Genomic DNA, 18,756 nt, shown 5'->3' on the forward strand with positions numbered 1-18,756 from the left:
GAAAGGGCATGCGGGATTAAGCCTAGAACTTATCCCGTGGTCATTTGAGCCGGCCGGCTTGCAGCCACGTTAAATAACTCGCTAAACAGGCCGGGGACAGTGTGATCCCGGCCTGTGGAAAGATTTTCCAGGCCGGTTTTTTTGTGTCCATCGCGAGGTGGCCACGATGGAGTGCACATGTCCGAGACCAAAACGCCCGCGGCCAATACGTCCCCAAGCAAGCCGCTATCCCCGACCCGCAATTATCGCCCCGAAACCCGCCTCGTGCATTCCGGCACGCTGCGCTCGCAGTACGGCGAAACTTCCGAAGCGCTGTTCCTGACGCAGGGGTTCATCTACGACACCGCCGAACAGTGCGAGGCGCGCTTCACCGGCGCAGACCCCGGCTTCCTGTATTCGCGATTTTCGAATCCGACGGTTGCGATGTTCGAGCAGCGCATGATCGAACTCGAAGGCGCCGAAGCCGCGCGCGCGACCGCGACCGGAATGGCGGCGGTGACCACCGCCATTCTTGCTCCGCTCAAATCCGGCGATCACGTCGTCGCCGCGAAAGCGCTGTTCGGCTCATGCCGTTATGTCGTGGAAGATCTGCTGCCGCGTTACGGCATCGAGTCCACGCTGGTCGATGGCCATGATCTCGACCAATGGAAGAAGGCCGTGCGGCCGAACACCAAATCGTGCTTCCTCGAAAGCCCGACCAACCCGACGCTCGATGTGGTGGACATCGCAGCGGTCGCGGACATCGCTCACAGCGTCGGTGCGAGGCTGATCGTGGACAACGTGTTCGCAACCCCGATCTGGCAGAGCCCGCTCACGCTCGGCGCTGACGTCGTGGTTTATTCAGCGACCAAGCACATCGATGGCCAGGGTCGCTGTCTCGGCGGCGTCATCCTGTCGTCGGAGGCGTTCATTCAGGAGCACATCCACACGTTCCTGCGCCAGACCGGACCTGCAATGTCACCGTTCAACGCATGGGTGCTGCTGAAGGGCCTCGAGACACTGAGTATTCGCGTCAAGGCACAGACCGAAACGGCAGCCGCCATTGCCGATGCACTGGCAAAACACCCGAAAATCTCACGGCTGATCTATCCGGGCCGTGCCGACCACCCGCAGGCCGCGATCGTGAGGAAGCAGATGCGCGCAGGCTCGACGCTGATCGGCTTCGAAGTCAGGGGCGGCAAGGCGGCAGCATTCCGCACACTGAATGCGCTGAAGCTGGCGCGGATTTCCAACAACCTCGGCGACTCCAAGAGCATCGTCACCCATCCCGCAACCACGACGCATCAGCGCCTGACACCGGAAGCACGCGCCGAACTCGGCATCAGTGAAGGCTTCATCCGCTTCTCGGCGGGCCTGGAACACAAGGATGATCTGATCGAGGACCTGAATGCGGCGCTGGAGACAGCGTGAGGAAACCGGATGCAGACATTTGATTTCCAACAGGTCGATGTCTTCACCGGCAAGCGCCTGAAGGGAAATCCGCTTGCTGTGGTTATCGGCGCCGACGGACTTCCCGACGGCGCCATGACTGCGCTCGCGAACTGGACGAATCTCAGCGAGACGACCTTCCTTCTGAAACCGACAGTGCCGGAAGCCGACTATCGCCTGCGGATTTTTACGCCTTCAGGCGAACTCCCGTTTGCCGGCCATCCGACATTGGGCAGTTGCCATGTCTGGCTGAGCCTGGGGAATACCGCCAGGCAGGCGCATGTCGTCCAGGAATGCGGTGCTGGCCTCGTTAAAATCAGACGCGACGGGAACAGGCTGGCATTCGCCGCGCCTCCTCTGCGCCGCACCGGAAATGTCGAAAGCGATATTCTCGATCAGATCGCCCACGGCCTGCAAATTCGCCGGGACGCCATCAAGGCATCGCAATGGATCGACAATGGCCCCGGCTGGGTCGCCGTGATGCTGGCATCACGCCCGGAAATCCTTGGGCTGAGGCCAGACTATCCCGCCCTCGGAACTCTGAAACTCGGCGTGGTCGCACCGTGGGACCCCTCGCGCGACGGCGGGGATATTTCTTTTGAGGTTCGCGCGTTCGTGTCCGACCGCGCGACAGAAGACCCGGTCACGGGCAGCCTGAATGCAGGTCTCGCCCAATGGCTGATGTCCGCAGGACTCGCACCCGCTGCCTATGTCGCGAGCCAGGGCACCGTACTTGGGCGGGAGGGCCGCATTCACGTCGAGCGCGATGGTGATGATATCTGGATCGGCGGCGAGACGCTGACATGCATCAAGGGCAAGCTGACGGTCTGACGCAGCCCTACATCGGACGAAAGGTCATCACGTTGCTCGGGATGTTGACGCCCGCCTTCACCTGCCCGACCGATCTGATGATGGTGTCGCCGAGCAACTGGGCGAAACATGCGTAGCCCCAGTCGTTCATATGCAGGCCGTCGCCGATCACAAACTTCTCGAACGGCATTTTCTCGTCCTCGTGCCACTGCCGCATAACTTCGAAGCGCGGAAACACCGAGACATTTTTTAGCTTGGCGACATCGCCGAGCAATTTGACCATCTTGCTTGCGTTCTCGGTCTTCGCTGCAACAGCAGGAACGTACTGCGGGTCAATCAGTACGACATCGATGCCGCGGGCCTGAAGGCGCGCGATGCCGTCTTCCACGAGCGCCGCCGTCGCAGCGATATCGCTTGCGTTGCCCTTGACGACAGCGTTGGTGCCGAGTTGCCAGATCACGAGATCCGGATCGGCATCGAGAACGGCGACATCGAACCGCTTCATCATTTCGGGCGCGTCCTGCCCGCCCATGCCACGATTGATGACACTGATGTCAGCGGTTGGAAATTTGCGGCGCAACTGATCCGCAAGCCGGCTTGGATAATTGTAGGCCGCCGACGTACCGTAACCGACCGTGGTGGACGACCCGAATGCGACAATGGTCACCGGCTCGTCCGCAGCGATCCGCCGGGCAACGCGCGGCAGCGAGCCGGGAATGTCCTTCACTCCCTTTGCAGGCAGGCAAGGCACGCGGGTGAGAATATCCCCCGCCCCCTTTGCCACGTTCTTCGCCGCTTCAATGGCCTTGGTGCCGAGGCCTTTCTGCTGCGGCGCTTCAGGCGCCTGTGCCAAAACCGGAGAAACGGCTGGCGAGCCGCACATCATTGCGCCCGCCATGGCGGCAATCGCCAAACGACCGTAAAAATTCATCAACGTTGAATCCTGAGCTCCGCCGGATTAATGCGCGACGCCTCGACGATCATCGTCGACAGCGACCGGCCGATGCAGTCATGAACCCGTTTCGCCATTCCAAATCCGTGTGCCGGGCCGAACAGATCGAAGTCGCCGGCCTCGCTCCAGTGCCGCATGATCGCAAACCGATCGAACACCGGAATTTCATGCTCCTGCGCGACCACCCGCATCGTATCGTTGTACGGCGTGACCGAGAGCATCGTTTCCATACGTGGGTTGTATTGCAGATTGATCAAGAGCACGTCGACGCCGGCCTTTTGCAAGGCACCGATGCCATTGTCCAGCGCCGCGCGGAAATCGTCCGTGTCGATCGAGCGGATCGCATCGACCGTCCCCGTCTGCCAGATCACGAGATCCGGCTTCTGGTCCGCAGGAAGCTTTTCGATCAGCTGACCGAACCCGGCGGCAGCCTCCGCTGCGGTCTTCTTGGGCCGGAGATCGGTCCGCACGTTGACGGCCACGCCCGCGAGGTTCTCGCGCAACGTCGCTTCGAGCCGCGCCGGGTAGGACGCGCTCGCCCCGTCGGCACCGGCGAGAGCCGAAGAGCCGCTGCCGACCACGAGGATGTCGAGACGCTTCCTGGTCTTGATCGCATCGGCGACCTTCGGAAACACGCTTTCGGTCGTCAGGAGATAAGCCGGCACGACGCATCCGGGGGTGTTCTCCGCATGCGACGGAGACGCCGCCAGGAGACCCATCGCTATCCCTGCCACCAGCAGCGCTTTCATGATCCGCCTCCCGCGAGATCGGCGTCGCTTTCCGCGCCCTTCGCACGTTTGTCGGTCTTGCTTGCCTCGATCTTGTACCACGAAAACAGCGAGGCCGCGGCTGACATAATGACGATCCCGGCCATGCTGACGAAGAAATGCATCCACGCTCCGCCGGAGACTTCGGCGAGGACGAAGTGCCCGGCGAATGCAAGGAAGACGCCGAGGCAAAAGATCTCCAGCGAGTGCTGGCCGCATCGAATGACCGGGCGCAGCCAGAGCGATTTCAGGCCCGGCCAGCTCGCCGGGATAAAGCGTACTGTGATCGCCGCAAGCGCGAGGAAATGGGCGAAACGCAGCACGTCGAGATCGGTCTTGTTGATCGGGTACATCCAGCTTTCCAGCCAGCGCGGCATGTAGGTATTCAGTTGCGGCATATGCCAGGTCAGCGTCACACAGAACGCAAAAACAAGATAGGCAATGCATAGCCCCAGTGTAATGCGTGACGACAGAATGCGGGCCATTCGCTTTGCGCCGCCCAGCGCGCACCACGCCCCGAACACAAAAAGCAACTGCCAGGCGAACGGATTGAAGAACCATGTGCCGTTCGGATAAGCTGGCAGAGCAAGATCGAACTCCCATGTGATGGCGTAGAGCACGACCGACAACGCCAAAGCTAGGTCGGCCTTGCGCTGCATCAGCCAGATGATCCCCGGCAGGAAAATCATCAGCACGATGTAAAGCGGCAGGACGTCCATGTTGACGGGCCTGAACTTCAGCAGCAGCGCCTGAACGATCGTGACGTCGGGTTGCTTGAGAAAGTCGAGGATGCCCATTTCTTCGGCGTAGAGCGGGTTGTCGAACCGCGCCGCGATGTAGGAGATTTCGGCAAGGTAGATCGTAAACAGAAAAACGTGCGCTACGTAGATTTGCCAGACGCGCTTGAAGATGCGCGCGCTCGCGACCACCAAGCCGCGATCGAGCATCGCGCGACTGTAGACGAATGCCGCCGTATATCCCGAGATGAAGATGAAGATTTCGGTGGCGTCGCTGAAGCCGTAGTTGCGGATCGTGAACCAGGTCAGGATATTCGGCGGCAGATGGTCGATGAAGATCAGCCAGAGCGCGATGCCGCGAAACAGATCGAGGCGCAACTCGCGCTCGCCCGCGGCGGCCGGAACAGCCACCGCCTTCGCAGGCGCTTTCGCAACAGCCTGTTCGGTCATCTGGGTCGTCACGAGCGTCATTCCGGTCGAGTCCGTTCAGTCGGTTCCGCTGGAAGCCGGCAGCTCATGCCATAATCCTATGGAAGATCAAAGCGGCCCGCAAATTGCACGCATTCCAATGGACAGGCGCCTCGCAGAATGCTGGATGGCAACGATGTTGAAACAATGATCGGCGCGATCCCGTATCCACGACAAGACGCCGCAAGCATCAATTATTGGTGCCTACGCAAAGAACAACAGGTCTGCTATACTGTAACCCGAATATGGACGGACACCATGTACCGCGCCGTGACCCGTCAGATCGAAGTTATCGTCGAGCCCAGCTTCCTGCCTGAGCGCTCGTCGGCCGAAGATGGCCATTTTTTCTGGGCTTACACGATCGCCATCGTCAATGCCGGGAACGAGACGGTTCAGCTCAAGACACGGCACTGGATCATTACCGACGGGGTCGGCCGCAGCCAGGAAGTCCGCGGCGAGGGCGTGGTCGGAGAGCAGCCGGTGCTCGAGCCGGGCGAGCGGTTCGAGTACACCAGCGGCGTACCGCTTCAGACACCCTCCGGGTTCATGACCGGCAGCTATCAGATGGTAACCGAAAGCGGCGAACCGTTCGACATCGACATCCCGGCCTTCTCGCTCGACAGTCCCACCTACAAGCGTACGTTGAACTAGCACGCCAAAGCCGGACCGCACGGGTCGCGGGCCGCCCTTAGTCGGCCGTTCCCTGGCTGGACACCGGCTCAACCCCCGCTTCATCCGGTGTGAACTCGTACACCGAACTGCAGAACTCGCAGGTGACGACCACCTTGCCGTTCTCGACCATGTCGGCGCGATCCTGCGGCGTAAAGCTTTTCAGCATCCCCGCCACAGCGTCACGCGAGCAGGAACACTGCGCGCGCATCGCCTGCGTCGGAAACACGCGGACCCCGCGTTCGTGAAACAGCCGGAACAACAACCGCTCTCCCGAAAGATCGGGATCGATCAGCTCGACATCTTCGATGGTGCCGAACAGCGACCGGCTCTCGGCCCACGCATCGTCCTCCGGCAGGTCATGCTTAACCGCGCCCTCCGGAGCATCCCCGGGATGCAAGTCGGGCTGACGCGCGCGCTCGGGAGCCTTGGGCAGAAACTGCATCAGCATGCCGCCGCCGCGCCACCGGTGCTTGGGGCCATCGCCACTGCGGAATTCCTCGCCGACCGCGAGCCGCACCCGCGTCGGGATTTGCTCCGAGCGCAGGAAATATTCATGCGCGGCGTCTTCCAGGTTGCCGCCTTCCAGTGCGACGAGTCCCTGATAACGGCTCATCTCGGCACCCTGATCGACGGTCATGGCAAGATGCCCGTGACCGAGCAGCGCGGCTGAGTCCTGGCCGGACACAAGCCTGCCTGCGTCGTAGCGCGCATAGGCGCGCACCCGGTTCGGCGCCTGAAAGTCGACCACGATCATCGACACGGGACCACCGGTTTTGGTTTGCAGGATAAAACGGCCATCGAACTTGAGCGTCGAAGCAAGCAGTGTCGTGAGTACGATGGCTTCGCCAAGCAGCTTGCCGACCGGGGCTGGATAGTCGTGCTTGGTCAAAATCTCGTCGAGCGCAGGGCCCATCTTCGTCAGCCGGCCGCGCACATCCAGCGCGCTGACTTCAAAGGGCAGCACGGCATCCTCCACCGGCGTTGCGGAGGGAGCACGGATTTGGCTTTCGAGAGTCATGTCGGACGCATTCTTTTCAGGAGAAACGAATTGCCGCAGTTAGAAGCTCAAACCATGACGGTCTGACTTCCGGCCCCAGGGCAATGATGGATCAAGCGAGGTATCCGCACAATATAGGGTGCCTTGTTCCGCAAAAAAGGAGTGGATCGGGAACACAGGCCAGCGGAGGAACGGCCGGAACATCGCGACCGCGCCCGCTTTTGGGCGGCCGCGATGTTTTCAAAACCGGGTTTCTTTTCCGGGATGAGACCTTAGCCGATGGCGTGCAGACACCAGGCCAGAATGCCCTTCTGCGCGTGCAGGCGATTTTCCGCCTCGTCGAACACCACCGACTGCGGACCATCGATCACTTCATCGGTGACCTCGTCGCCGCGATGCGCCGGCAGGCAGTGCATGAAGATGGCGTTGGGGTTGGCCAGCGACATCAGCTTGGCATTGACCTGATACGGCTTCAGCAGGTTGTGACGGTGCTCGCCGTCCTTGTCGCCCATCGACACCCAGGTGTCGGTGACAACGCAATCGGCTCCGCGCACCATCTCTTCGGGCTTGGTGCCGAGCACGATCGGCGCGCCCGTCGACTTGATCCAGTCCTTCAGCAGCTTGTTGGGCGCCAGTTCCGGCGGGGTCGCCACGCGCAGGTTGAAGCCGAACCGGTCCGCAGCATGCGCCCACGACGCCAGCACGTTGTTGTCGTCGCCGGTCCACGCCACCGTGCGCCCCTTGATCGGGCCGAGATGCTCTTCAAAGGTCATGACGTCCGCCATCACCTGGCAGGGATGCGAGCGCCGGGTCAGGCCGTTGATGACCGGGACCGTCGCATGCGCGGCCAGCTCGGCCAGCGCTTCATGATTGAGAATCCGGATCATGATCGCATCGACGAAGCGCGACAGTACCCGCGCGGTGTCCGCGATGGTTTCGCCGCGCCCGAGTTGCATTTCGGCGCCGGTCAGCATGATGGCTTCGCCGCCGAGCTGGCGCATGCCGACATCGAACGACACGCGCGTGCGCGTGGACGGCTTGTCGAAAATCATCGCCAGCGTCTTGTCGGCCAGCGGCTTGTTGGACATATCGCCGGCCTTGCGCTGCTTTTTCATCGCGATGCTGGCGTCGAGGATCGTCCGCAGATCCTGCGTCGACACGTCGAACAGATCGAGGAAATGCCGCGGAGACTGATTGGACAGCTTGGTCATCACACGGCCTCGCTCTGCGCGGACGTCTTGGCAAGCCGCGCACAGGCGCGTTCGAGACGCGTTACCGCATCATCGATCTCCGATTCATTGACGATCAGCGGCGGCAGGAAGCGCACCACGTTGTCACCCGCGGCAACCGTCAGCAGCTTTTCGTCACGCAGCGCGCTGATGACGTCTCCCGCAGGCACCACGGCTTTGACGCCAATCAGAAGGCCGTCGCCGCGCACTTCGCTCACGACGCTGCTGTAGCGATCGACCACGGACGCCAGCTTCTGCTTGAGCAGCAGCGACATTTTCTGAACGTGATCGAGGAACCCTGGCGCGAGCATCACGTCGAGGGTGGCGTTGCCCGCAGCAGCCGCCAGCAGGTTGCCGCCGAAGGTCGACCCATGCGTACCCGGGGTCATGCCGGCTGCAGCGGCGACCGTGGCAAGACATGCGCCCATCGGGAAACCGCCGCCAAGCGCCTTCGCCAGCGCCATGATGTCCGGCGTCACGCCGGTCTTCTCGTACGCGAACAGCGTTCCGATGCGGCCCATGCCGGTCTGCACTTCATCGAACACCAGCACGAGCTTGTTGTCATCGCAAAGCTGCCGCAGGGCGCGGAAGAAGGAGGGATCCGCCGCGCGCACGCCGCCCTCACCCTGCCATGGCTCGATGATGATCCCTGCGGTGTGTGGGCCGATTGCTTTCTTTACCGCTTCAAGATCGCCGAGCGGCACCTGGTCGAAACCTTCAACACGGGGACCGAAACCTTCGAGATATTTCTGCTGTCCGCCGGCGGCGAGCGTCGCAAGCGTGCGCCCGTGGAAAGCACCTTCAAACGTGATCAGCCGATAGCGCTCGGGGTGGCCGTTCACTGCCTGAAATTTCCGCGCCATCTTGATGGAGGCTTCCATCGCTTCCGCACCAGAATTGCAGAAGAAAGCCACGTCGGCGAAGCTCGCGTCGCACAGCCGCGTCGCCAGCCGCTCGCCCTCCAGAATCGTGAACAGGTTCGAGACATGCCAGAGCTTCGCGGCCTGCTCCTGCACCGCCGCGACCAGATGCGGATGCGCATGACCGAGCGCGTTGACAGCCACGCCGCTGGTGAAATCGAGATAACGATCGCCATTGGTCGCGATCAGCCATGGGCCCTCGCCGCGCTCGAAAGCAACGTCGGCGCGGGCAAAAACCGGCAACATGTGAGAGTCGAGATGCGGTTTGACACTTTGGCTCATGGCGACCTGATCGATGGTGAAGGACCGGCAGCGGCGTGATCGCATCAGCGATCGTCGCTCAATTGCCTGCCCCGGAAACGAAACGTGCCGCCCGAAAAGGCGGCACGTGGCGGTTATTCTATTGGTGGCCCCTGTTGTGTCAATCCACGCGAGCCCTTCCCGAGGCCGGGCGACAGCCCGTTTATCACTGCAAATGAAGCACAATCCGGCGTTTTGAACCTGTTCCAGCAATGAAACCGCCCGTGCAGGCAAGAAAACCGCGATTTGCAACGTCGCAGAAAGATCGAATTTATTTGCTTTTTGTCCGGAACATGTGGACGCGCCATGCCCGACTCTTGCGCGTGAGTCACGGCATATTGTAGCATTCCTGTCGTTGGGTACGACATCTCGTGCGGCGGTTCTGATCCTCGATTGTCTTCGGTACGGCGTAAACGCCCGGTCGCTTTTCATGCAACCGGCGAGGGCTAAGGGATTCTGCCGACAGGGATTTTGGACGGTTTGCAATCGCGACGCCGCGTCAAAAATGGCCGGCGCGATATCAAAAGGAAGAGTGCGATGACGGTAATAAGCTGGACCGACGATCGCGTTGAACAGTTGAAAAAGCTTTGGGAAGCCGGGCTTTCGGCAAGCCAGATCGCTGCCGAGCTCGGAAACATCACCCGCAATGCCGTAATCGGCAAGGTGCATCGGCTGGGTCTCTCCGGCCGGGCCAAGAGCCCGTCTTCCGCCGCGCCCCGGCAGCGCAAGGTGCGTCCGGCGCAGCACATGATGCGGATCAGCCGTCCGGTGTCTCGCGGTAACACCGCGCTGGCCCACGCCTTTGAGGTCGAAGCCGAGCCGGATCCGATCGCCTATGACAACGTGGTGCCGATGAGCCAGCGCCTTAGCCTGCTGGAGCTCAACGAGAACACTTGTCACTGGCCTGTCGGCGATCCGGGCAGCCCAGATTTCTTTTTCTGCGGCGGCAAGGCGCTGACCAGCCTGCCATACTGCGCGCATCATTCGCGCGTTGCCTATCAGCCGGCCTCTGATCGCCGCCGCACCTCGCGGCCGAGCACGAAGTAAGCGGAAATCCTTTCATCAATAGCGAAAAAGCCTCATCGATCCGATGAGGCTTTTTTGTTGCGAAGTAGCGGCGAAAATGCTCCGGATCGAACCATCCTATTCCTTTGCCGAAATTTTCTCGCTTATCGGAGTCTTCGTTGAGGGAAAGCAGGCCGTGAAGGTTGCGCCGTGATTGGGAACACTTTCGATCAATAGCCGCCCGCGATGGCGATTGAGGATGTGCTTGACCAGCGACAGACCCAAGCCCGTACCGCCCTGCGCGCGGCTGTCGCCAACGTCGACGCGATAGAACCGTTCGGTCAGCCGCGGCAGATGTTCCGGTGCGATGCCGGGACCGAAGTCACGCACCGCGAGCCGGACCTCACCGGCGTCCGCAGGCGCGGGATCGGTCAGCGATACGACGACGCGTCCGCCGGATGCGCCGTATTTGAGGCCGTTCTCGATCAGGTTTTCCAGCAGGCGCAGCAATTCCTCACTGTCGCCGGCGACAACAACCGGCTCCTGCGGAAGCTCGACATCGATCACAACCTGACGCTCGCTCGCCAGCGGCTCGAGGCCATCGACCACCTGACGCACCAGTGGCACGACATCGACCAGCTTTTCGGGACGCACATGCGCGCTGAGTTCAACCCGCGACAGCGAGAGCAGATCGTCGATCAGCCGCGCCATGCGCGTCGCCTGCGCGTGCATGATGCCGAGAAAACGTTCGCGCGCCTTGGGGTCCTCACGCGCCGGTCCCTGCAGCGTGTCGATGAAGCCGGACAGCGCGGCCAGCGGCGTTCGCAGTTCATGGCTCGCATTGGCGACGAAATCGGCGCGCATTTCCTCGACCCGACGCAGCGGCGTCTGATCCTGGAATGTCATCAGAATGCAATATTCGCTGCCGCCGAATGCGGTCGGCAACGACAGCGGCGTCACGATCAGTTCCATCCAGCGGTCGACAGGAACGCGGTCCACATAGCTGGCGCGCTGCGGTTGACGGGTCGCGATGGCTTCGCGCAGCGCGGCGATAATCTCGGGAGAGCGCAGCGCGAACAGGGCCAGTTCGTTTCTGCGCAGCGCCGGCGCCAGTTGTGCCGCGGCGGTGTTGAAATGCAGCACGCGTCCGGCGCGGTCGAGAAGCACGGCCGCATCGGGCATGCCGCCAACCAGCGCCTGCACCACCGGCGTTTCCGCAGGCCGCGCACCGATCATGTCTTCGGTTGTCGGAACGGACTGATGCAGATGCCATGGCACGAGCGCCGCGCCCGCGATCACGAGAAAGATCAATCCGGCCTGCGGCAGCGTCAGGCCTCCGAACACCACCGAGGCGACAAGACCCAGGGCGGTCGCAATCAGGATGATCGCCGACCGCCGCAGCCGGTCCGACCACGGAGCAAAACCAGAATTGGAAGACGTTATCGTCATGCGCCGTACCTGTTTCGCGCTCACACCCACTTCGCGAAGTTTGTGATCCGCTTCAGCATCCCTTTCCGAATTTCGGAAAACCCGCAGGCACGAACTGACGCAGCACACCCCTACGATACGGGAGACTGCGACCCCTTGGCCGACGGAGACTTCGCAGCTTCGTCGAGCCTTCGCAGGGCCGCTGAGACTCGCTTCGCCCGAAGACCGACAATAAGCTCCCGAAGCGAGAGCAAGATGACAGAAATAAAGAACGGGACGAGATAATACAGCACCCGGAACAGCAGCATCCCGGCCAGCAGCTCTTCCCGGTCGAACTGAAACAGGCCCACCAGCATCGCGGCATCGAAGACGCCGAGGCCGCCCGGCGAGTGGCTGGCGAAACCGAGCAGTGTCGCCGAGACAAAAATCACCGCGACCACGATGAACCCGACATGAGGCTCATCCGGGACCAGAATATACATCGCCAGCGCACAGAAGCCGAGATCGACGATGCCGATCGCTATCTGCAAAAGCGTCAGCGGCCCGCCGGGAAGAAAGACGCTCCAGCTCCCGCGGCCGACCTCGCGCGGCTTCATCCAGACCCAGATCACGTAAGCGCACAGACAAAGCAGGATGCCGATCGCCGCCGTGCGATTGAGCCAGACCGGCAGCTTGTCGATAGAGGCAGCCGCTTCCGGGTGATAGGCGACGCCAAGACCCAGCACAGCGGCATTGCCGAGCCAGAAGGTCAGTCCGGCGAGAAAGCAAACCTTGGCGACATCGACCGCCGACAGACCCCACGCCGAATAGACCCGATATCGCACCACGCCGCCGGTAAAGACGCTGGCCCCGACATTGTGGCCGATCGAATAGCTGGTGAATCCGGCAAAGGCGGCAACCCGGTAGGGCACCGCATCGCGCCCGATGGCACGCAATGCAAACAGGTCATAGAACGTCAGCGTGAAATAGCCTGCGGCCACGCAAAGCCCGGCGAGCACGACAGTGCGGATTTCCGTACCGCGCAACGCCTCATAGAGGTCGTCGACATCGAGACCCTCGAGCATGTGATAGAGGATGTAACAAGCGGTCGCGATGATCGCGATGCTGATCGCGACACCAAGCTTGTGCAGGATTTGCTTCTCGCGCATGTACGCGATGGCCCCGCGCAGTGTCTCCAGCATCCAGACCTCAAAATTGCACTATCCCACGTGTTTCCTAGCAGACCGGCGCGGCAACCGCGAGGGCCGGTATCACCAATCTGAGCCCATTTATAATGCGGAAGTCACGTTAAGGATCACATTAAGAATTGCGGTCGTCCGCCGCACCGCGACGGTGTCAACACCGTGTCATGACGATGACGCCGATTTGACTTGCTCGCGCTGAAAAAACAGCAGGTCCAGCTCGGTGGCAGGCTGTCCGAGCCCTGTCAAAAGCGCATGAGTCTAACCGCGATGATGGGTCTGGTGATTGAACCAGTGCGCCAGTGCGGGAGCCAGTTCCTGCACGAAATGCTCGGGGCTGGAGACACGCCGATAGGAAATCGTTCCGGCAACACGCGTATCGTCCAGTCCGTCGACATAGGCCACGATCCGGGCATCTTCCGCCACGCGGGCCGCGCGGAGCGCGCCGAACGTCTCGAACAGAATCGAATCAAGTCGGTCCGGAGCATCGCCCTCACCGGTAAAGCGCTTCATCCAGATTCGATCCGTTGCCAGCAGATGATTGAGCGTGCCGTGGACCGATTTGAAGAAGGTGCCGCGATCGGCCCTGTATTGGGCTTCGCCAAGACGGCCGGCTGCGTCGTACAGCCGCGCATTCGCCCACGCATTATAGTGGCCAAGCATCCGGAAATGCGACGTGAGGCCGGCCGCCATACGCGTCAGCCTGCGGCGGCGTGCCGCGCGACCACGAGACTGCGCAGCCACGATCCAACAGCGCAGCCGATGACATAAGCCGCGAACATGACAAGACCGAGATCGAGCCAGTACCCCGCCCGGCCGGGGGCCAGATGAAATACGGCCGCCAGGATGAGCGCCACGATCAGCACGGCGACCTTGCGCAGTGTCGTCGTGGACCAGCCGCGGCCGCGATGGACGACGGCAATCCATCCCATCGCGAGACCGACGAGACCCGATGCCAACAGCCAACCCCAGTTGAATGTCGCAAGATAGATCATGATCATTTCACCACGAAATCGATGCGCCGGTTCTTGGCCTTGCCGTCGTCGGTGTCGTTGGCGGCGACCGGCTGCGAACTGCCATAGCCCACGGCCTTCAGCCGGTCCGGCGGCAGTCCAGCCTTGATCAGGTAGTCCGACACCGCCTGCGCGCGCTTTTCCGACAGCGCCATATTGGTGTTGTTGTCGCCATCGCTATCGGTGTGACCTGCCACTTCGATGTTGGCAGTCGGACAGCGCAACGCGGTTTCGATCAGCTTGTCGAGCAGACCCATCGAATCCTTGTCGATGGTGGCGCGGCCGGACTCGAATCTGATCTTCGCCTTGCCGAGCAGCTCGAAAAACAACTGCTGGCAAACGGTCGGATCGACCGCACTGGCCACCGGCTTGACGGAGACGTCCGCCTTGACGCTCCAGCCCTGCGGCAACTCGCCGCCGATGCCACCGCGAATCTGGTCCGCCGCGACTGCATAGAGCGCATCGCCCGACAGCTTGACCTCCCGGTCCGAGAGCATCAGCGAGCCGGTCGAGACCCGTGACAACGCGCCGAGCGCAGCCACGACCGCATTCTGAAATCCCTGCGGCGCACCGGCGCTCGCCTTCAGATTGTCGACCAGCTTCTCGGCAAAGAACTTGCGGCCGACCGCCGCGACGATGGCGGCATGCACATTGTTGTCAGGCACATAACCTTCGAGCGTAACGGTGTTGGCGACCGGATCCTTGTTGGCGCGGAAGACATAAGGCGGTGCCTTGATGGCGTTCTCTTTCACCGAATAACCTTCAGGCAGATTTTTCAGCGCCGCCAGGATCGCCTCGCGATTGCCGATCTCGCGCGCCATACCGGTCAGGCTGACGGCGGTGTCGCTGAGCGTGATCTTGCCGTCCTTGAGCCTGCCGATCTGATCGATCAGCAACAGCGCGGCCGTGTCGAACCGCGGCGGGGCGCCCCGCGCCAGGATCATCTGATCCAAAACTTCGGTACCCGCGGCCGCGGCCCGGGCAGCGTCCGCCAGGCGCGCCTTGCTTGCAGGCAGCGGAGCATGTCCACCGAGGGTGATCCTGACCACGTCGCGCTCGATCGACCATTCAAACGGCCTGGCCTCGCGGATCAGGGTGGTATCGTCGTCAATCAGCCGGACGCCGGTGACGGCTTCGACCTGCGAGACAGCGCTCCGCCGGCCCTCCTCCGAAAAAGCCTCCGCCGACAGCGAAACATCGCGGCCGGACACGGAAATACGGGTCTTGTCGAGGACGGTGCCCTTGAGCGCGGCGGTTGAGCGCGCAGCAATATCGGTCTCGAGAGGCGAGGTATTCGTCCAGATCGCGCCGATCCAAAGGAACACCAAGGGAATCAACCCCGGCCACCACTTTCGCGCCCAACTGGATATTCGGTTCATCCCGGACCTTCACCTGACGGAATGGAGACAAAACAAACCCTTGGCAGGGTGTCAAACGGGAAATGAACGCCAAGCTGGGGCCACCGCCGCACGCCCCTGCCGTACCTGCCGGAGGGTGTTTCGGGCACCGGTATAACCGTTTGTTCAACGGTTTCTGCCCAATCTCGAGCCGGATCCCTGGAACGATCGGCCAACGCCCGCCGCCATGAAGCAGCTTCGCCACAACGTCATCCGCGCCGGCCTCGACGCGCTGTACTTCACAGGCGCGCACCACGTGCTGCGACCGATCCTGGCGGGTGTCGGCACGATCTTCATGCTGCATCACGTCCGCCCGGCGGGCGACAGTCTGTTCCAGCCCAACCGGCACCTCGAGATCACCCCGGATTTCCTGCGCGAGGTGCTGACGCATGTCCGCGCGCTCGATGTCGATATCGTCTCACTGGATGAAGCGCATCGCCGGATGGAACAGCGCAACTTTGCGCGCCGCTTCGCCTGTTTCACGTTCGACGACGGCTATCGCAACAACCGCGATCATGCGCTTCCCGTGATGCGGGAGCACGACGCACCGTTCACGGTCTATGTCGCCAGCGACTTCGCAGAGGGCACCGGCCGGCTGTGGTGGGAGGCGCTGGAGCGCGTTGTCGCCAAGGCCGAGACCATCGAGATCGTCCGCGACGGCGCGACGCTGCAGCTCGATGCACACGACGCCGGTGCCAAGCAGAACGCGTTCAATCAGATTCACGACTGGTTACGCACACTCTCAAACGACACCGAGGTGAATCGCGAAGTCAGCGCATTGTGCGCCCGGCATGGCGTTGACAATGCCGCGATCGCACGCGAACTGTGCATGTCGTGGGATGAACTGAAGACGTTTTCCGCAGATCCGCTGGTGAGTATCGGTGCGCACACCGTCAGCCACTGCAATCTGGCGCGCGAAGCCGACGCAGGCGCACTGCGCGAGATGCGCGACAGCCGGATGCAGATCGAGGACCACCTGCAAAAGCCCGCGCGCCACTTCGCCTATCCATATGGAGACAAATCGGCCGCCGCCGCACGCGAGTTCGCAATCGCCAGAGAACTCGGCTTCGCAACGGCCGTAACCACGCGTCCCGGCATGATCTTCGCCGAGAACGCCGAACATCTCACAGCGCTGCCCCGCATTTCGCTGAACGGCAACTACCAAACCACGCGCTTCCTGTCGGTGCTGACATCGGGCGCCGCAACTGCGATGTGGAACGGCTTCCGCCGCGTGGACGCGGCGTAGGGCGTTTCAAACAGAATTCGCAGTTCCGCCATTCCTTGACTTCGGCTTCGTTGCTGGCGCTATATCCCGCCAAAGCAACAGGAGGCACCATGTTCAAGGATCTGTTTTCACTGAAGGGCCGCATCGCGGTCGTCACCGGCGGCTCGCGCGGCATCGGCAAGATGATCGCGTCGGGCTTTCTCGCCCAGGGCGCCGCGAAAGTCTACATCACCGCGCGCAAGGCCGGTCCCTGCGAGGAAACCGCCAAGGAACTGACCGCCGCCTATGACGGCGAGTGCATCGCGCTGCCGATCGACATGTCTACCGTTGCCGGATGCGAGAAGCTGGCCGAAGAACTGATCAAGCGCGAACCGAAGATCGACATCCTTGTGAACAATGCAGGCGCGGCCTGGGGCGCGAACTTCGACGAATTCCCGGAAGCCGGCTGGGACAAGGTGATGAACCTCAACGTCAAGTCGCTGTTCTTCCTCACCAAGGCGCTGGCCAAGCCGCTGCGCGCCGCTGCAACCAAGGACAAGCCCGGCAAGGTCATCAACATCGCATCGATCGACGGCCTGTCGGTCAATCCGATGGAAACCTATTCCTACCAAGCGAGCAAAGCGGCGGTCATCCATCTGACGCGCCGCATGGCTGCGAAGCTGATCAAGGACAATATCAATGTCACGGCGATCTGTCCCGGCGCGTTCGAGTCTGACATGAACATCGCGGCACGCGATCACGGAGACTCGGTTGCGAAGGCGATCCCGGCCAAGCGCATCGGCCGTCCGGAGGACATGGCGGGTATCGCGATCTATCTCGCGTCGCGGGCCGGGGACTATGTCATCGGCAACTCGATCGCTGTCGACGGCGGCATCGTCTACGCGAATCTCAGCCTGCCGGTATCGGGCGAAGGCTAGGCCGCCTTCATCATCTGCCGGTAGATGGCGAAATACTGTTCGCGCATATTGGCGATGTCGAATTCGGTCACGAAGTGCTGCGCGGTCGCCGCGATGCGCGCAGCAGCTTCGGGATTGGCCACTAGCGCTGCAATCTTGTCCGCAAGATCCTCTGCCGAGCAGGCCTTGAACTTGATGCCGTTCGAGCCATCGACGAGAAGCTCCGCCGGCCCGTCGACATCGGCCGCGACCACCGGAACGCCCGCCGCCATGGCTTCGAGCAGCACCAGCCCGAAGCCTTCGAAACGTGACGGCAGCACGAAGACATCGGCATTCCCGAGCAAAGCCGGGATATCGGTGCGGTCACAGAGAAAGCGAATCCGATCCGATATGCCTTCCGCGGCGGCAAGGCGCTGCAAGGCCGGGACCATCTCCCGATCGCCTTCAGGCGGATCGCCGACAAAATCGCAATGGATGTCGAGCCCGCGCTTCCGAAGAATGCCGATGGCCTCGATCAGAATGTCCTGACCCTTCTGACGCGGATAAAGCCGGGCGACGTTGATCAACCGGATCGGCGCATCGGGCTGGAGCAAGCGAACCGGCGCGCAAAACGACGCCAGCGGGATCGCGTTATGCACCTTGAAGATTCGTTGCAGCCGGGCTGCTTCGCATTCGCGCGCGACCGCTGCGGAAATCGCGATGTTCCAGTCGACGAACCGCCGATGCAGCCGCACCTTGACGCCGTCCCACGCCGGAACGAGGCCGGTATTGTGAATGGTATAGCCGACGCTCATCGGCCGATACAGTTTACTCAGCATGGCGAAATGCTTTGCCCCGGTGTCGTGGGCATGAATCATTCGGACATCGTGCCGGCGCATGATGTTGAGCAGCGTCAGAACGATGCGCGGGTTGCGCTGACCGGGCGGGCGCTTCAGGAAATAGACCGGATGACCCGTCGCAGCGAGGCTTTCGGCCAGATAGGCATTGATCTTGTCGTTGATGACGACAAAGACCTGCGGCAGGCCGGGGCTTTCTGCGCAACTGGCGGCGAAACTGGTGAGCAACCGTTCGGAGCCGCCCATACTCAGCGACGAAATCAGTTGAAGTACAGACGCCATAATGTGCTTCGATCCCCGGCCCGAGCGCCGGGCGTGCCAACAAATTGACCCGGTGCCGCCAAGCGACCATTCCGCGCCTTGATGACGCAGATCACGATCACAACCCTGGAACCTCGGGACTGGGCATTCCAAAAAACGGAACGTGGCCAGCGGACACGGCTATTCTAGGGCAGCCTTTTTGGAAAATGCGCCGCACATCTGGGGGGCGTTTGT

Annotated in this window: 17 protein-coding genes, 1 pseudogene and 1 riboswitch; of the genes and pseudogenes, 6 read left to right on the forward strand and 12 right to left on the reverse strand. The window is 61.9% G+C overall.

Annotated elements, in window-relative coordinates:
- Nucleotides 1–26 precede the first annotated feature (26 nt).
- A riboswitch (SAM riboswitch) is annotated at nucleotides 27–106 on the forward strand.
- Between the two features lie 71 nt (nucleotides 107–177).
- Nucleotides 178–1,410, forward strand: a complete 1,233-nt coding sequence (locus tag AC1Q67_RS16480) for an O-succinylhomoserine sulfhydrylase (RefSeq protein ID WP_492236383.1) — start codon at nucleotides 178–180, stop codon at nucleotides 1,408–1,410.
- Nucleotides 1,411–1,419: 9 nt separating this feature from the next.
- A complete protein-coding gene (locus AC1Q67_RS16485; RefSeq protein WP_492236384.1) occupies nucleotides 1,420–2,259 on the forward strand; it encodes a PhzF family phenazine biosynthesis protein in 840 nt (279 codons plus the stop codon).
- 7 nt (nucleotides 2,260–2,266) lie between these two features.
- Here the strand turns inward: AC1Q67_RS16485 and AC1Q67_RS16490 are convergent, their stop codons facing one another.
- Genes AC1Q67_RS16490 through AC1Q67_RS16500 form a run of 3 tightly spaced genes read right to left on the reverse strand, consistent with a single transcriptional unit; the run spans nucleotide 2,267 to nucleotide 5,165 of the window.
- Nucleotides 2,267–3,169, reverse strand: a complete 903-nt coding sequence (locus AC1Q67_RS16490) for an SGNH/GDSL hydrolase family protein (RefSeq protein ID WP_492236385.1) — start codon at nucleotides 3,167–3,169, stop codon at nucleotides 2,267–2,269.
- Nucleotides 3,169–3,939 carry an SGNH/GDSL hydrolase family protein gene (locus AC1Q67_RS16495; protein ID WP_492236386.1) on the reverse strand — a complete coding sequence of 257 codons (771 nt, stop codon included), beginning with the start codon at nucleotides 3,937–3,939 and terminating at the stop codon, nucleotides 3,169–3,171. Before AC1Q67_RS16495 ends, AC1Q67_RS16490 begins: the two co-directional genes overlap by 1 nt.
- A complete protein-coding gene (locus AC1Q67_RS16500; RefSeq protein ID WP_492236387.1) occupies nucleotides 3,936–5,165 on the reverse strand; it encodes an OpgC domain-containing protein in 1,230 nt (409 codons plus the stop codon). The genes AC1Q67_RS16495 and AC1Q67_RS16500 overlap by 4 nt, the downstream gene beginning before the upstream one ends.
- Nucleotides 5,166–5,420: 255 nt before the next feature.
- On the opposite strand from AC1Q67_RS16500, the gene apaG reads away from it, so the two are divergent.
- Nucleotides 5,421–5,813, forward strand: a complete 393-nt coding sequence (apaG, locus tag AC1Q67_RS16505; RefSeq protein WP_024577169.1) for a Co2+/Mg2+ efflux protein ApaG — start codon at nucleotides 5,421–5,423, stop codon at nucleotides 5,811–5,813.
- Nucleotides 5,814–5,850: 37 nt separating this feature from the next.
- Here the strand turns inward: apaG and AC1Q67_RS16510 are convergent, their stop codons facing one another.
- The 3 genes from AC1Q67_RS16510 to AC1Q67_RS16520 form a co-directional block, all read right to left on the reverse strand.
- Nucleotides 5,851–6,852, reverse strand: coding sequence for an Hsp33 family molecular chaperone (locus AC1Q67_RS16510; RefSeq protein WP_492236388.1), 1,002 nt, complete (start codon nucleotides 6,850–6,852; stop codon nucleotides 5,851–5,853).
- Nucleotides 6,853–7,103: 251 nt separating this feature from the next.
- A complete protein-coding gene (gene argF, locus AC1Q67_RS16515; RefSeq protein WP_492236389.1) occupies nucleotides 7,104–8,042 on the reverse strand; it encodes an ornithine carbamoyltransferase in 939 nt (312 codons plus the stop codon).
- Complete coding sequence (locus tag AC1Q67_RS16520) at nucleotides 8,042–9,262, reverse strand: aspartate aminotransferase family protein (RefSeq protein ID WP_492236482.1); 1,221 nt, start codon at nucleotides 9,260–9,262, stop codon at nucleotides 8,042–8,044. The genes argF and AC1Q67_RS16520 overlap by 1 nt, the downstream gene beginning before the upstream one ends.
- A gap of 555 nt (nucleotides 9,263–9,817) precedes the next feature.
- Here AC1Q67_RS16520 and AC1Q67_RS16525 point away from each other — a divergent pair.
- Entirely contained in the window at nucleotides 9,818–10,327 is a 510-nt protein-coding gene (locus tag AC1Q67_RS16525) for a GcrA family cell cycle regulator (RefSeq protein ID WP_024577165.1), read from the forward strand.
- A 96-nt stretch (nucleotides 10,328–10,423) separates the two neighbouring features.
- Here AC1Q67_RS16525 and AC1Q67_RS16530 read toward each other — a convergent pair whose 3' ends face one another.
- The 5 genes and pseudogenes from AC1Q67_RS16530 to AC1Q67_RS16550 all read right to left on the reverse strand — a co-directional run bounded on the left by AC1Q67_RS16530 (nucleotide 10,424) and on the right by AC1Q67_RS16550 (nucleotide 15,286).
- Nucleotides 10,424–11,734, reverse strand: a complete 1,311-nt coding sequence (locus tag AC1Q67_RS16530) for an ATP-binding protein (protein WP_492236390.1) — start codon at nucleotides 11,732–11,734, stop codon at nucleotides 10,424–10,426.
- Between the two features lie 110 nt (nucleotides 11,735–11,844).
- Nucleotides 11,845–12,894 carry a putative bifunctional lysylphosphatidylglycerol flippase/synthetase gene (locus AC1Q67_RS16535; RefSeq protein ID WP_024577163.1) on the reverse strand — a complete coding sequence of 350 codons (1,050 nt, stop codon included), beginning with the start codon at nucleotides 12,892–12,894 and terminating at the stop codon, nucleotides 11,845–11,847.
- 165 nt (nucleotides 12,895–13,059) lie between these two features.
- Nucleotides 13,060–13,587, reverse strand: a pseudogene (locus tag AC1Q67_RS16540) (DinB family protein).
- A 5-nt stretch (nucleotides 13,588–13,592) separates the two neighbouring features.
- Entirely contained in the window at nucleotides 13,593–13,889 is a 297-nt protein-coding gene (locus tag AC1Q67_RS16545; protein WP_492236391.1) for a hypothetical protein, read from the reverse strand.
- Nucleotides 13,890–13,891: 2 nt separating this feature from the next.
- Nucleotides 13,892–15,286 (reverse strand): OmpA family protein, encoded by a 1,395-nt coding sequence (locus AC1Q67_RS16550; protein WP_492236392.1) that lies wholly within the window; start codon nucleotides 15,284–15,286, stop codon nucleotides 13,892–13,894.
- A 205-nt stretch (nucleotides 15,287–15,491) separates the two neighbouring features.
- On the opposite strand from AC1Q67_RS16550, the gene AC1Q67_RS16555 reads away from it, so the two are divergent.
- Both AC1Q67_RS16555 and AC1Q67_RS16560 read left to right on the forward strand, forming a co-directional pair.
- The gene (locus tag AC1Q67_RS16555; RefSeq protein WP_492236393.1) at nucleotides 15,492–16,550 is read left to right on the forward strand and encodes a polysaccharide deacetylase family protein; all 1,059 of its coding nucleotides are present in this window, start codon (nucleotides 15,492–15,494) and stop codon (nucleotides 16,548–16,550) included.
- Between the two features lie 89 nt (nucleotides 16,551–16,639).
- The gene (locus tag AC1Q67_RS16560) at nucleotides 16,640–17,446 is read left to right on the forward strand and encodes an SDR family NAD(P)-dependent oxidoreductase (protein WP_492236394.1); all 807 of its coding nucleotides are present in this window, start codon (nucleotides 16,640–16,642) and stop codon (nucleotides 17,444–17,446) included.
- On the opposite strand, the gene AC1Q67_RS16565 is transcribed toward AC1Q67_RS16560, so the two are convergent.
- Complete coding sequence (locus tag AC1Q67_RS16565; protein WP_492236395.1) at nucleotides 17,443–18,543, reverse strand: glycosyltransferase; 1,101 nt, start codon at nucleotides 18,541–18,543, stop codon at nucleotides 17,443–17,445. The two genes, AC1Q67_RS16560 and AC1Q67_RS16565, sit on opposite strands and share 4 nt — an antisense overlap.
- Nucleotides 18,544–18,756: the final 213 nt, after the last annotated feature.

Source organism: Afipia sp. GW823-FHT06G09 (assembly GCF_058794875.1).

Coding starts and splice junctions, on each gene's coding strand:
- AC1Q67_RS16510 (WP_492236388.1), bottom strand. CDS start 6,852: ATGACTCTCGAAAGCCAAATCCGTGCTCCCTCCGCAACGCCGGTGGAG.
- AC1Q67_RS16545 (WP_492236391.1), bottom strand. CDS start 13,889: ATGATCTATCTTGCGACATTCAACTGGGGTTGGCTGTTGGCATCGGGT.
- argF (WP_492236389.1), bottom strand. CDS start 8,042: ATGACCAAGCTGTCCAATCAGTCTCCGCGGCATTTCCTCGATCTGTTC.
- apaG (WP_024577169.1), top strand. CDS start 5,421: ATGTACCGCGCCGTGACCCGTCAGATCGAAGTTATCGTCGAGCCCAGC.
- AC1Q67_RS16520 (WP_492236482.1), bottom strand. CDS start 9,262: ATGAGCCAAAGTGTCAAACCGCATCTCGACTCTCACATGTTGCCGGTT.
- AC1Q67_RS16500 (WP_492236387.1), bottom strand. CDS start 5,165: ATGACGCTCGTGACGACCCAGATGACCGAACAGGCTGTTGCGAAAGCG.
- AC1Q67_RS16560 (WP_492236394.1), top strand. CDS start 16,640: ATGTTCAAGGATCTGTTTTCACTGAAGGGCCGCATCGCGGTCGTCACC.
- AC1Q67_RS16535 (WP_024577163.1), bottom strand. CDS start 12,894: ATGCTGGAGACACTGCGCGGGGCCATCGCGTACATGCGCGAGAAGCAA.
- AC1Q67_RS16530 (WP_492236390.1), bottom strand. CDS start 11,734: ATGACGATAACGTCTTCCAATTCTGGTTTTGCTCCGTGGTCGGACCGG.
- AC1Q67_RS16550 (WP_492236392.1), bottom strand. CDS start 15,286: ATGAACCGAATATCCAGTTGGGCGCGAAAGTGGTGGCCGGGGTTGATT.
- AC1Q67_RS16565 (WP_492236395.1), bottom strand. CDS start 18,543: ATGGCGTCTGTACTTCAACTGATTTCGTCGCTGAGTATGGGCGGCTCC.
- AC1Q67_RS16555 (WP_492236393.1), top strand. CDS start 15,492: ATGAAGCAGCTTCGCCACAACGTCATCCGCGCCGGCCTCGACGCGCTG.
- AC1Q67_RS16490 (WP_492236385.1), bottom strand. CDS start 3,169: ATGAATTTTTACGGTCGTTTGGCGATTGCCGCCATGGCGGGCGCAATG.
- AC1Q67_RS16495 (WP_492236386.1), bottom strand. CDS start 3,939: ATGAAAGCGCTGCTGGTGGCAGGGATAGCGATGGGTCTCCTGGCGGCG.
- AC1Q67_RS16525 (WP_024577165.1), top strand. CDS start 9,818: ATGACGGTAATAAGCTGGACCGACGATCGCGTTGAACAGTTGAAAAAG.
- AC1Q67_RS16480 (WP_492236383.1), top strand. CDS start 178: ATGTCCGAGACCAAAACGCCCGCGGCCAATACGTCCCCAAGCAAGCCG.
- AC1Q67_RS16485 (WP_492236384.1), top strand. CDS start 1,420: ATGCAGACATTTGATTTCCAACAGGTCGATGTCTTCACCGGCAAGCGC.